13 protein-coding genes and 1 other RNA gene are annotated in these 11,805 nt (G+C 36.1%); 2 read left to right on the forward strand and 12 right to left on the reverse strand.

Annotated features, from left to right (window positions below):
* Nucleotides 1–33 precede the first annotated feature (33 nt).
* An RNA gene (ffs, locus tag CW752_RS01920) (signal recognition particle sRNA small type) lies at nucleotides 34–131 on the forward strand.
* A gap of 116 nt (nucleotides 132–247) precedes the next feature.
* On the opposite strand, the gene CW752_RS01925 is transcribed toward ffs, so the two are convergent.
* From CW752_RS01925 to gyrA, 6 genes are all read right to left on the reverse strand, one after another.
* Nucleotides 248–934, reverse strand: coding sequence for a metal-dependent hydrolase (locus CW752_RS01925; protein WP_101238109.1), 687 nt, complete (start codon nucleotides 932–934; stop codon nucleotides 248–250).
* A gap of 137 nt (nucleotides 935–1,071) precedes the next feature.
* Nucleotides 1,072–1,518, reverse strand: coding sequence for an SRPBCC family protein (locus CW752_RS01930; protein WP_101238110.1), 447 nt, complete (start codon nucleotides 1,516–1,518; stop codon nucleotides 1,072–1,074).
* Between the two features lie 18 nt (nucleotides 1,519–1,536).
* Complete coding sequence (menA, locus tag CW752_RS01935; protein ID WP_101238111.1) at nucleotides 1,537–2,466, reverse strand: 1,4-dihydroxy-2-naphthoate octaprenyltransferase; 930 nt, start codon at nucleotides 2,464–2,466, stop codon at nucleotides 1,537–1,539.
* Between the two features lie 74 nt (nucleotides 2,467–2,540).
* On the reverse strand, nucleotides 2,541–3,377 hold the full coding sequence (locus tag CW752_RS01940; RefSeq protein WP_101238112.1) for a 1,4-dihydroxy-2-naphthoyl-CoA synthase: 837 nt from the start codon (nucleotides 3,375–3,377) through the stop codon (nucleotides 2,541–2,543).
* Between the two features lie 243 nt (nucleotides 3,378–3,620).
* On the reverse strand, nucleotides 3,621–4,646 hold the full coding sequence (locus CW752_RS01945) for a tetratricopeptide repeat protein (RefSeq protein ID WP_101238113.1): 1,026 nt from the start codon (nucleotides 4,644–4,646) through the stop codon (nucleotides 3,621–3,623).
* 28 nt (nucleotides 4,647–4,674) lie between these two features.
* Nucleotides 4,675–7,266, reverse strand: coding sequence for a DNA gyrase subunit A (gene gyrA / locus CW752_RS01950; RefSeq protein WP_101238114.1), 2,592 nt, complete (start codon nucleotides 7,264–7,266; stop codon nucleotides 4,675–4,677).
* 148 nt (nucleotides 7,267–7,414) lie between these two features.
* Between gyrA and CW752_RS01955 the strand changes: the two genes are divergently transcribed.
* A complete protein-coding gene (locus tag CW752_RS01955) occupies nucleotides 7,415–7,729 on the forward strand; it encodes a DUF4286 family protein (RefSeq protein ID WP_101238115.1) in 315 nt (104 codons plus the stop codon).
* A gap of 49 nt (nucleotides 7,730–7,778) precedes the next feature.
* Here the strand turns inward: CW752_RS01955 and CW752_RS01960 are convergent, their stop codons facing one another.
* The 6 genes from CW752_RS01960 to CW752_RS01985 all read right to left on the reverse strand — a co-directional run bounded on the left by CW752_RS01960 (nucleotide 7,779) and on the right by CW752_RS01985 (nucleotide 11,805).
* Nucleotides 7,779–8,003: a hypothetical protein gene (locus CW752_RS01960; RefSeq protein WP_101238116.1), complete on the reverse strand. Its 225-nt coding sequence runs from the start codon at nucleotides 8,001–8,003 to the stop codon at nucleotides 7,779–7,781.
* A 120-nt stretch (nucleotides 8,004–8,123) separates the two neighbouring features.
* Entirely contained in the window at nucleotides 8,124–8,309 is a 186-nt protein-coding gene (locus CW752_RS01965) for a quinol oxidase subunit 4 (RefSeq protein ID WP_101238194.1), read from the reverse strand.
* A 97-nt stretch (nucleotides 8,310–8,406) separates the two neighbouring features.
* Nucleotides 8,407–8,901 carry a GNAT family N-acetyltransferase gene (locus CW752_RS01970; protein ID WP_101238117.1) on the reverse strand — a complete coding sequence of 165 codons (495 nt, stop codon included), beginning with the start codon at nucleotides 8,899–8,901 and terminating at the stop codon, nucleotides 8,407–8,409.
* 5 nt (nucleotides 8,902–8,906) lie between these two features.
* Complete coding sequence (locus CW752_RS01975) at nucleotides 8,907–9,419, reverse strand: DUF421 domain-containing protein (protein ID WP_101238118.1); 513 nt, start codon at nucleotides 9,417–9,419, stop codon at nucleotides 8,907–8,909.
* A gap of 61 nt (nucleotides 9,420–9,480) precedes the next feature.
* Nucleotides 9,481–10,641 (reverse strand): DUF2931 family protein, encoded by a 1,161-nt coding sequence (locus CW752_RS01980; RefSeq protein ID WP_101238119.1) that lies wholly within the window; start codon nucleotides 10,639–10,641, stop codon nucleotides 9,481–9,483.
* 9 nt (nucleotides 10,642–10,650) lie between these two features.
* Nucleotides 10,651–11,805, reverse strand: coding sequence for a DUF2931 family protein (locus CW752_RS01985; protein WP_185117549.1), 1,155 nt, complete (start codon nucleotides 11,803–11,805; stop codon nucleotides 10,651–10,653).

Consider the following 11,805-nt stretch of genomic DNA (forward strand, 5'->3'; position numbering starts at 1 on the left):
TTTGAAGTTTATAAAATATTCCTACCTTTGCAACGGCAAGTCCTAAACAACCAGCTCCTGAGAATCCTCCAGGGTGGGAACGCAGCAAAGGTAATCGGTCGTAGCGGTGTGATTTAGGTAGCTTGCCATTTTTTTTTGGTTTAACGTGAAGAGAGAGGTAATTTGATAATTATCTTTTTTTGTTTTTAATACCTTACGCATCATTTTCATTTTTTTAATTTTCAGTTTCTCTCTTTCTTGTTATTGATTAAAATTCGAACGTCTCTCCCAGTTTTGGTAAAACAAGTTCTACATTTTTATCTGCAAAATGCTTTAATGCACTTTCGTGGTTGATTTCGATTGCCGGGAATGTATCAAAGTGGCACCCGATTACTTTTGGAGTTTTTAAAAGTTCCGCAGCAGCAAAAGATGCTTTTCTTGGGCACATTGTATAATGACTACCGATCGGAAGGATAGAAAGGTCGATATTACCATATAATCTTGGAAATAACTCCATATCTGCCATTACCCCTGTATCTCCTGCCAAATAGATGTTTTTACCCTCAGGAAGTCTGAAAATATACCCTACAGGGACACCTCCATAGCTTCCATCAGGGAAAGAACTCGTATGATGAGCCGGAACCATAGAAATTTTAAGATCATCGATTTTTGCCGATCCTCCTAAGTTTACATCATCTGTGTTTTTAGCCTGCTTAAAGTAACCACATACTTCAGGTACCCCAATTACTGTAGCTTCCGGATAATGCTGTAATACTTCTGCAACATCTGCGATATGATCACCATGAGCATGGGTCAACAGAATGTAATCGATTTTTTGAGCAGAGATATCGAATCCCGACTCCGCTTTTTTGTAATTGTAAAAAGGGTCACTTAAAATTGTTTTGTCCTTGTATGTGAACAGAAAGCAATTTTGCCCTAAGAATTGTATTTTCATTGTAAATTTAATTTCAATTATTATTAAACACAAATGACTCAAATAATTTCACAAGTAACACCAGATTAGTGACATTCGTGAAAGCATTTGTGCCATCCGTGTTTTTTTAAACGCAAAGCGTTGTTTATTTATTTTAACTATTTCGATGGGAATTTATCTTCAATAAGCCTTAAATTAATACCATGTTCCAAATAAGCCTTACAACCGTCTAAAACCGTTGTAAAACCTCCTGTATTGTCATTAATTTGCTTTAAAAGATCCTCACCGGTCTGGCTGAATCCATAGCTTTTAATTACAACAAGAGTTCCGTTTTCCATGGTTTTAAACTCATAGTCAACATGCACTGAAGGCTCACCCCATTCTGTTTTGATCAGTTGATTCGGAATAATCTGATGAACTCTCACTACGTTTTTCACCCCATACATTTCCCATTCCCAGGTTAGTGTTTTTCCTTCTTCTAATTTTCCGGTAGATTTTGTAAACCAGAAATTAGTAGTTACTTCAGGATTGATGAACGCTTCAAAAACATCTTCAATCGGTTTTCTGATAAGCATTTGTGCTTCAACATAGACATTAGAACTCATGATATAATATTTTTAGATTTAATTAAATAAATTCAGTCCGGCTGCCGTAAGAATAGCCATTACAAACGTCATGATTCCCACCTGCTTCAAATATTGATCTAATTCTTTCGGTTCTTTTACCGACATGATATTTCTTCTCAGCTTGGCTAATGGAAACAACAGAATCATCACAATGAATACATAATAGTTCTGTTGCTGTATAAACCCGTTGACTCCTAAAAAGATAAGGATTAATACCAATGGTAACTGTAACAGGATCATTTCATAGATCATTGCATTTTTAAAACCGATTCTCAATGCAAAGCTGTTTTTTCCTGACAATTTATCACTTTCAATATCCCTCATATTGTTAAGATTTAAAACAGCCATACTCATCATTCCTACTGCAGTTCCCGGCAACAACATATCCCAGCTGAAGGTTTTTGTAAACAGGAAATAACTTCCACATACAGAAACCAATCCAAAGAAGATAAATACAAAAACATCACCCAATCCCATATAACCATAAGGCTTCTTCCCTACTGTATATCCGATTGCCGCTAAAATACTTGCCACTCCCAGTCCTATGAAGATATAAAATTCATTCATATAGTTTGGAATGAAAGCTACGTATAATAAAGCAATGGTAGCAATGAAAGATAACGCAGAAAAAAGAATCACAGCATTCTTCATTTGTTTTGCTGTAATTTTTCCTGATGCCACTGCCCTTGCTTCCGCCTCATTGATTCTTTTGGCATCAGTTCCTTTTACTCCATCTCCATAATCATTAGCATAGTTCGATAGAATCTGATATAGAAGGGTTACCAAAAGTGCCAGAGCAAAAATTCTCCAGTCCCAGATTCCACCTTCTCTGTACAACCTCCATTTTGCAATGAAAGCTCCCATAATAATTCCGCTTAAAGAAAGCGGTAAAGTTCTGAGCCTTGCGGCTTTTATCCAATCCGTCATAAATTTATAAGTAATGAGCAATGGGTAATAAGTAATGGAAAAAATTGCTCATTACTTATTACTCATCACTAATGTTATGATATCCATTTATCGTCTCCGAAGTTTGGTTTTCTTTTTTCAAGGAATGCATTTCTTCCTTCTTTAGCTTCCTCGGTCATATAAGCTAAACGGGTTGCTTCTCCTGCGAAAACCTGCTGACCAACCATCCCGTCATCTGTAAGATTCATGGCAAATTTCAGCATTCTGATAGACATTGGAGATTTTCCTAAGATTTCCTGTGCCCATTCATAGGCTGTATCTTCTAATTCCGCATGAGGGACTACTTTGTTTACCATTCCCATTTCAAAAGCTTCCTGAGCGGAATAATTCCTTCCTAAAAAGAAGATCTCACGAGCTTTTTTCTGTCCTACCATTTTAGCAAGGTAAGCAGATCCGTATCCACCATCAAAACTTGTTACATCAGCATCAGTCTGCTTGAAAATTGCATGTTCCTCACTTGCTAATGTCAAATCACAAACTACGTGAAGCGAATGCCCTCCACCTACTGCCCATCCCGGAACGACTGCGATTACCACTTTAGGCATGAAACGGATTAAACGTTGAACTTCCAGAATATTTAAACGATGTCTTCCATCTTCTCCAACATATCCCTGATGACCTCTTGCTTTTTGATCTCCACCACTACAGAAAGCCCAACCTCCGTCTTTAGGGCTTGGTCCCTCTCCTGAAAGTAAAACAACACCTATTGAAGGGTCTTCAGAGGCGTCATAAAAAGCATCATATAATTCTGAAGTTGTTTTAGGTCTGAAAGCATTACGTACTTCCGGTCTGTTGAAAGCGATTCTTGCTACACCGTTACATTTTTTATAGGTAATATCTTCGTATTCCTTAGCGGTTTTCCACTCGATCATCTTGTTAAAATTTTTCTCAAAGATACGGAATTACAGAGAATTTTCGGGCTGAAATTTAGCACGCCCCGGATGATGATTGATAAATAATCTATGATGAATAATAAGTATTTGCCAAGCTTACTGATTGTAGTCTCATTTCCTCAAAATAAATCCTGAAAATATTCTCTTTATTTTCTTTCCTGAAAAAAACAAAAACCGAAACACGAATGTTCCGGTTTTATTTATAATTGCAGTTATTAACGATTACTTTGCTTTAGCGCTAAGCTCAGCTTCTTTAGCTTTCATTTCTTTAACTTTATCCAGGTTTTTAGTCACTACATAAATTTCTTTTAAAGTAGTAACAGCATCAAGACTTGTAGGAGCTACTTTATACCATGATTCTGCATATGGTAGAGCTTTTGCAAATCTTTCTCTTCTTGCATCAATCAATTTAGAAGCTTCGTCTGGCTTGTCTTTTCTCATTGCATTGATATCTGCTACCACTTTACCGTCATCACCAATAGTAGTATATACTAAGTTCTGATAAGCATCAGCAAAATCAGGTTTAAGTTCAACTGCTTTTTTGAATGATTCTAAAGCATCTGCAACAGTAGCGGGAGTTTTAGCCTGCATTACACCAAGGTTGTACCAATTGGTAGCATCATTAGGGTTTTTAGCCAACTGTTCTTTTAAACCTGCAACAAATTTATCTGTATTTCCTGATTGAAGATAGGCTGTAGTCTGAGCTTCCTTTAATTTGGCATTATTTGGGAATTTAGCCAAACCTTTTTCAATAATCGCAAGAGCTTCAGTACTTTTCTTTTCGCTAAGTAACAATGAAGTTAATGTTTCATATAAATCCGGCTCTATGCTTTTTGATTGCTCAGTTTTGAAATCTGAATATTCAGAATTCTTTTTCATAAGCTCCCAAGTTGCTTTATCCAAATTTACTACCTGTCCTGATTTTTTTTCTTTTGCAGTGTATGTCGTCTCTACTCCTGTAAATCCGGAATTGATCAGGTCTGAATATATTTTGATTGCTGCATCAGCGTTATTTGCCAATGCCTGGCTAAGTCCTGCATAATACATATATATTTTATTATCCTGACCATTAGCCTTCAATAAGTCGTAAACTTCTACAAACTTAGGAGCTGCAGCTGCATAATTTTTTGCATTATATGCATCCATAGCTTCTTTGTTGGCTGCCTGAAGCTTAGCATTCACATCTGCTTTTTGTCCGAAAACGAAAGCAGAAGCCACGATAGCCATTCCTAAAATTAGTTTCTTCATAATAACTATTTTATATTAATTGTACAATTTATTCTTCAGAATCAGAATTCTCATTATCCTCTGCCGGAGTTTCTTTTTCAGCCTGAGGTGTTACATTTTCGTCATCAAGGTTATCAAACAGGTTTCCTGTTCCTTCTTCATTTTCTTCAGAATCTTCATCTTCCACATCTTTATCCATGGCTACTTTTGCAATCGCTGCAATTTCATCATTTTTCTTAAGATTGATAACTCGAACTCCCTGAGTATTTCTTCCCATTACTCTCATTTCGTCCATTCCCATTCTGATGGCAACACCGGACTTATTGATAATCATCAACCCATCTTCATCCGTTACGTTTTGAATAGCAATCAGGTTTCCTGTTTTTTCGGTAATATTTAGGGTAATAACTCCTTTTCCTCCTCTGTTTGTAATTCTGTAATCTTCTACTGCTGTTCTCTTTCCGTATCCTTTTTCAGATACTACAAGAACGGTTTCGTTTTCTACATCATTCACAACAATCATACCGATTGCTTCATCTCCATCTTCAAGCAAGATTCCTCTTACTCCGATAGACCCTCTACCTACTTCTCTTACTTTTTCTTCAGGGAAACGAATACATTTACCATTTTTCGTCGCAATCATAATCTGAGAAGAACCATTCGTTAAGTATGCTCCTAATAACTGGTCATTATCTCTGATTTCAATGGCGTTTACCCCATTCACCCTTGGTCTTGAATAAGCCTCCAATGATGTTTTCTTAATAGTACCATTTTTAGTTACCATTACTACACTCATTTGATTCACGTATTCAGCATCCTTAAGGTTGTTGGTTCTGATATATGCTTTAATCTTATCGTCCGGTTCAATGTTGATAAGGTTTTGTACCGCTCTTCCTTTTGCTGTTTTAGAACCTTCAGGAATTTCAAATACTCTTAACCAATAACATCTTCCTTTTTCTGTAAAGAATAACATATACTGGTGGTTGGTTGCAGAAACGATATATTCAAGGAAATCAGAATCCCTTGTTGTCGCTGCTTTATTTCCTACCCCCCCTCTACTTTGAACTTTATATTCTGAAAGTGAAGTTCTCTTAATGTATCCTGCGTGAGAGATTGTAAGAACTACAGATTCGTTCGGAATAATATCTTCGATAGACATTTCCCCTCCTGAATAATCAATTTCGGTTCTTCTTTCGTCTCCGTATTTTTCTTTAACTTCAATCAATTCATCTTTAATAATTTGGAATCTTCTTGGCTCATTAGCTAAAATATCTTCCAAATTCGCAATCTCTTTCATGATAGCATCGTACTCGTCACGGATCTTATCAAGTTCCATTCCGGTAAGACGAGCCAATCTCAGATCAAGAATTGCCTGAGCCTGAATTTCTGAAAGTTCGAATGCCTCGATCAAACCTTCTTTTGCAGCCTGAGGGTTGGCACTGTGACGGATAATAGAAATCGCTTTATCTAAAGCATCCTGAGTACCGATCACTTTCATGAATCCTTCTAAGATATGTGCTCTTTCTTTCGCTTTTTTAAGTTCAAACTGAGTTCTTCTTATAATAACTTCATGTCTGTGCTCAACGAAGTGATGAATAATATCTTTAAGGTTCAATTGCTCCGGTCTTCCATGTACCAATGCAATATTGTTTACGCTGAAAGAAGTTTGAAGCGCTGTATACTTATATAATAGGTTCAGAACAACATTCGGGATTGCATCATTTTTCAGTTCATACACAACACGAAGTCCTTTTCTATCCGACTCATCTCTGATTTCGTGGATACCCGGGATTTTTTCGTCTTTCACTAATTCCGCTGTTCTGGCAATCATTTCCGCCTTGTTAACCTGATATGGAACTTCTGTTACAATAATTGCATTTCTGTTACCAATTTCCTCGAAGTTAACTTTTGCTCTTAGAACCACTCTACCTCTACCGGTGTGGAAAGCATCCCTTACTCCATCGTAGCCATAGATGATCCCTCCTGTAGGAAAATCCGGAGCGATAATATGCTGCATCAATTCATCGATAGTAATTTCTTTGTTATCGATATAAGCACAAATAGCATCTACAGATTCCGATAGGTTGTGTGGCGCCATATTCGTCGCCATCCCTACTGCAATACCTGAAGCTCCGTTTACCAGAAGGTTTGGAATTTTAGTAGGCATTACGGTTGGCTCCTGTAAACTGTCGTCGAAGTTATTTTGAAAGTCAACAGTCTCTTTGTCCAGGTCTGAAAGAACCTCATCAGAGATTTTTTTCAATCTTGCCTCAGTATAACGCATAGCTGCCGGCGGGTCACCATCCATGGAACCGAAGTTACCCTGCCCGTCTACCTGAGGATAACGTAAGCTCCATTCCTGAGCCATTCTCACCATTGCATCATATACAGAGGAATCTCCGTGTGGGTGATATTTACCCAATACATCCCCAACAATTCTCGCAGATTTTAAATATTTTCTATTAGAAAAAACCCCTAATCCATACATACCATAAAGCACTCTTCTATGAACGGGTTTCAAGCCATCTCTTACATCAGGTAACGCTCTTGAAACGATAACCGACATCGAATAATCGATATAAGATGACTTCATTTCATCAACAATGTTGATAGGAATCAGTCTTTCTCCTTCTTTTTGCATAAACAAATTTTATTATAATGATATTCAGACCTTTAGCTGTAAGTCTGAAAATTATTCATTTCCAATTTTTATTAACGGGCTAATTTACGAAAAAATTGCCGATTTTTGCTGTAGAATTTATCCAAAAAATCTTAAAAATTCATAAAATATGAGCGTATTAAGTATAACTTTCCACTGTACGAAAGATAACCTAGAAGAATGGGAAAATTATATTGATGAAACACTGGTTTTAATGACTGAAAACTTAATGGATGTCAACAAATATATTCTTTCTGAGGTACACAGTGATTATATTGACGAAGGAAAAAACTACAATCTTCTGCTGGTTTTTGATAATGATGACCTTAGAAAAGATTTTCTTGAAAGTGAGCTGAAAAATATAGCGGAAAGAATTGAAACTCAATTTGGGCAGGAAGTATTGATCTTCGATACACTTCTGAACCCGAAAAAATCCAGGCTATAATACATATAAAAAAGCACTGAACGTTTTCAGTGCTTTTTTATTGTACGTTTTATCTTCTAAATCCGTTATGATGGCCACCTCCATGATGATAATATCCTCCTCCATGATGGCCACCATTAATATATACTCTTTCTGTATATCTAGGGCCATAACCATAGTATCTGGGTCCATAATATCCATATCCGGCTCCTCTTCCATAATATCCATCCACTGCACATGATGACAGCATGAATACTATCGCAATGGCTCCTAAAGCCTTAACTATTGTTTTCATTTTTTCAACCTTTTATTCCACATTAAAATAATCAACGTTAGTGCCAAAGTTACCTGAAATTCAGGTTATAAATATAATAATTCTAAAATTTCGGATAGAGGTTTTCAGAATCATTGATGTCTAATAGCCATTTCTTTTTTTCACTTGCCCCGGAGCGTAATCTTTTGCACTTCCCCCGTAGATTTTTTTAGCTTGTCCTGGTGGAAGCCTGTTTCCATTTCCACGTCCTTCATCAACATAGGCAACACAAGATGTTAATAGCACTGCTACAATAATAACACCTATAATTTTAATCAATCCTTTCATTTTATCAAATTTAATGGTTAACATATCAAGGTTAGTGCCATTGTGAAATTTAGGGTTTAGGGAAAATTACGATTGTTTTCCTTCAACTCATTAATGATCATTCGATTCTTTCACTTCTTTTCTCAAACATGATGACATCTTTCCATTCGCCGTTGAGCTTTCCTAGTTTTTTACGAACACCTACTATTCTGAAGCCGTTCTTCTGGTGAAATTTGATCGAGGTTTCATTTTCAGAAAATACATTGGTTTGTAAAGTCCAGAATCCGTGGTCTTCACTATCCAAAATCATCTTCTTTAAGAGCACCGACCCCAATCCTTTACCTTGATACTCATTATCAAAATAAATACTTACTTCCGCCACTCCTTTAAAACATTCTCTTTTGCTTACCGGCTTTAAGGCACACCATCCTACCACTTGATTACTTTCGTTCTCCAACACCCAACGACAGTCATTGAAATATTCCATATCCCAGGCTTCTGCAGTAGGAATTTGGGTTTCAAAAGTAGCTAATCCACCTTCTACTCCTTGTTTAAAAATTTCCAACACACGAGCTCCGTCATTGGGAAGCATTTCTCTTAATTCGTAATTCATTGCGATTAGTGATATTTTCTTTTAATTTTTCTTTTAATTCTTGAATAGTGAGTCTGTTTGCTTTTTTCATCTTCAGAAACGACACTGATGTTTCCGTCCACTTCCAAAACAGAAATTTTTACTCCTTTTATATTTTCAATACCATGTTCTCTTATGGCTTCTTCTAATTCATTCTCGGTAATTTTCACCCTGTTCAAAGCAATATGATCTACTACCCCATCTCTAATAAGCACTACCGGCTCATCTTCCATAAATACTTCAAAGGAACGATTGGAAAACATAAGTCTTTTCAATATAAAATTGGCAACAAACAAAACCAATGCTGCCACAATTCCTCCTAAAAGTGATGTATCAGGGCCAACCATCGCATTTTGAACTGCATTGGAAATCAATAATAGCAGCACTACATCTCCCGCATTCAACTGAGAAAGCTGGTTTTTACCAAATAAACGAATTCCGATGACCATGAAAAGGTAAACACAGAGGGAACGAATCGCAACATTAAGAATAGAATCCATGGATATTTCTTTTATCTATTCAAATGTATTGATTTTTTAGTATTGATGAGAAAAGTATTTCTTATTCTTCCTGCCAATATTCAAGATCTGTTGGCTTATAAAGAGGAATTCTTCCTTCCCATTTAGGGACTACAAATCCTTTAGGAAGAATGTATTTAGGTGACAGCAGTTTTTTCTGTTTATCATCAAATCTTCCTAAGCGAAAACGCATCACCTGATCCTGCTTCTGTTTGTTTACAAAATAGATAACCCCATCAACAAAATCACCCCCTGTATCTTTAGGGATAGTCACAATCATTCGATCATAATGTCCTTTTTCAAAGGTTGCCTGAAGGTTTTGTGGCAAAAGAACATTTCCTTCAAACCATCGGGACTCATTATCATAAGAATGCCAGATTAAATCCATTTGAACAGGGAGTTTTAGCAAATGTGATGAATTAGGATTTTTAGGGTAACCAATAAAACGGTTAGACCATTTTAAAAAGTAAGGTGTAGAATCTAGAAAATAGACAGTTCCATCTTTTGAATAATAAGTGATTGAATATTTATAATCTTCTTCACTGCTAAAGCCCAGATCATATTTATATTGCTTATCTCCTTTTTCCCATGCTGAATAAGGTACTCCATGCAGATAATGATATATGTTAACTTCTGAATTAATAAATTTTTCTGAAGAAAGAATGTCTTTTTCAATCTTTTCAGCTTCTTCACTTTCTCTCCAAATTCCCTTATTTTTTGCTTTAAAGTTTATTATTTCTTTATTATTTCCTTGTCCAGACATCCACACCGCTACATTTCCTCCTGGGGCAAAGCCTGCAATAATCTGAGTATAATTTCCTTTTTCTCCCTTAGAATTCCAGCCATTTTTAAATAATTCAACCATCATTTCTCTAGGAAGTTTAGATCCGCCTTCATACCGATAACCATCTATGGCGCAAATCCATTTCACAAAAACACTATCCGGAACAGACTTAAAAATGTCTCCTCCAGCATAGCCTCCGCTAGTAGTCCCCCAGCCAGGATCCGCTCCAATATTGGCAGAAGCTCCCGCAATACTTTTTCCCTGATAAAAAAATTCAACAAATGGACCACCATTTCCATAAAATTTAGGTGCTGACCATGCTGCATTCCATTCAAATTTATCCTTGGGCTCACAGCTTATTAGCAATAGCTGAGCTAGGACTAGTAAAAACAATAATGTATTTTTTATTTTTCTCATCATGGAAAACCATTATTCTTCCTGCCAATATTCTAAATCTGTTGGCTTATAAAGAGGAATTCTTCCTTCCCATTTAGGGACTACAAATCCTTTAGGAAGAGTGTATTTTGATACATCATATTTTCTCGTCTCATTGTTGAGTTTCGCCAATCGAAATTTCATGATACGTTCTTTTGAAGTGGAACCTTGTAGCCATATTGTTCCAAACGTATAATTTCCAGAAGGATTCAACTTATCCATCACATACACAATATGAACATTTTTATTTTTTTTATAAAATGACTCAAAAGTATTTTGAAAATCAACAGGGAAAACTATCTCACCTTTATACCATTGTTTATTATCTTCTGATATCCATTGTACTGTTGTATGAACTGGAAGCTTTCCTTCTTTTACTCCAGCATTGATATGATTAGACATCCAATCCTTATAAGGAATAATAAACTGATTCTCATTTAAAAATATATAGCTACCATCCTTTGAAAAAGCGGTAACCGATTCGTAAAAATCACGATCCTCCTCACTGCTAAAGCCTATATCATATCTGTAAGTTTTTTCTCCTTTTTCCCAAACTGAATAAGGAATGCCGTGTAGATAAGCATATTTCAAAATATCTTTTGCTTCATCTCCTGTTGATGTCCAAAGAGTAACCGAATTAGAATCATCTTTATTGGTCTCTCCTACACGCTTGGCTTTTATTTTAGTAATTTCTTCATTTCCAAATGAACCAGAGAGCCATACCGTTACGTTTCCTCCAGGAGCCATACCTGTGATAATTTGACTATAATTTTCTTTCTTCCCTTTAATTTCTTTTCCTCTTTTAAATAACTCCAACATTTTTTCTCTTGGAAGTTTTGCCCCAACTTTATATTCAATTAAATCAAGACCACAGCGCCAGCTAACAGAAATACTGTCAGGAACAGGTTTAAATATTTCGCCTCCTGTATAGCCACCACTTGTCATTCCCCAACCAGGATTTATCCCTACATTCGCTGATGTTCCTGCCACCCCATTTCTTTGATAAAAATATTCTACAAATGGACCTCCTGAGATATAATTTTTTGGTGCAGAAATTCCTGCATTCCATTCAAATTTATCCTTAGGCTCACAGCTTATTATTAACAATAAGTTTGGTAAGAATAATGCTATGTTTTTTATTTTTTTCAT

Source organism: Chryseobacterium sp. PMSZPI (assembly GCF_002835665.1).
In the GTDB taxonomy this organism is placed as follows: Bacteria; Bacteroidota; Bacteroidia; order Flavobacteriales; family Weeksellaceae; genus Chryseobacterium.

Coding starts and splice junctions, on each gene's coding strand:
- CW752_RS01965 (WP_101238194.1), bottom strand. CDS start 8,309: ATGAAAGGATTGATTAAAATTATAGGTGTTATTATTGTAGCAGTGCTA.
- CW752_RS01975 (WP_101238118.1), bottom strand. CDS start 9,419: ATGGATTCTATTCTTAATGTTGCGATTCGTTCCCTCTGTGTTTACCTT.
- CW752_RS01925 (WP_101238109.1), bottom strand. CDS start 934: ATGAAAATACAATTCTTAGGGCAAAATTGCTTTCTGTTCACATACAAG.
- CW752_RS01980 (WP_101238119.1), bottom strand. CDS start 10,641: ATGATGAGAAAAATAAAAAATACATTATTGTTTTTACTAGTCCTAGCT.
- CW752_RS01955 (WP_101238115.1), top strand. CDS start 7,415: ATGAGCGTATTAAGTATAACTTTCCACTGTACGAAAGATAACCTAGAA.
- CW752_RS01970 (WP_101238117.1), bottom strand. CDS start 8,901: ATGAATTACGAATTAAGAGAAATGCTTCCCAATGACGGAGCTCGTGTG.
- menA (WP_101238111.1), bottom strand. CDS start 2,466: ATGACGGATTGGATAAAAGCCGCAAGGCTCAGAACTTTACCGCTTTCT.
- CW752_RS01985 (WP_185117549.1), bottom strand. CDS start 11,805: ATGAAAAAAATAAAAAACATAGCATTATTCTTACCAAACTTATTGTTA.
- CW752_RS01940 (WP_101238112.1), bottom strand. CDS start 3,377: ATGATCGAGTGGAAAACCGCTAAGGAATACGAAGATATTACCTATAAA.
- CW752_RS01945 (WP_101238113.1), bottom strand. CDS start 4,646: ATGAAGAAACTAATTTTAGGAATGGCTATCGTGGCTTCTGCTTTCGTT.
- gyrA (WP_101238114.1), bottom strand. CDS start 7,266: ATGCAAAAAGAAGGAGAAAGACTGATTCCTATCAACATTGTTGATGAA.
- CW752_RS01930 (WP_101238110.1), bottom strand. CDS start 1,518: ATGAGTTCTAATGTCTATGTTGAAGCACAAATGCTTATCAGAAAACCG.
- CW752_RS01960 (WP_101238116.1), bottom strand. CDS start 8,003: ATGAAAACAATAGTTAAGGCTTTAGGAGCCATTGCGATAGTATTCATG.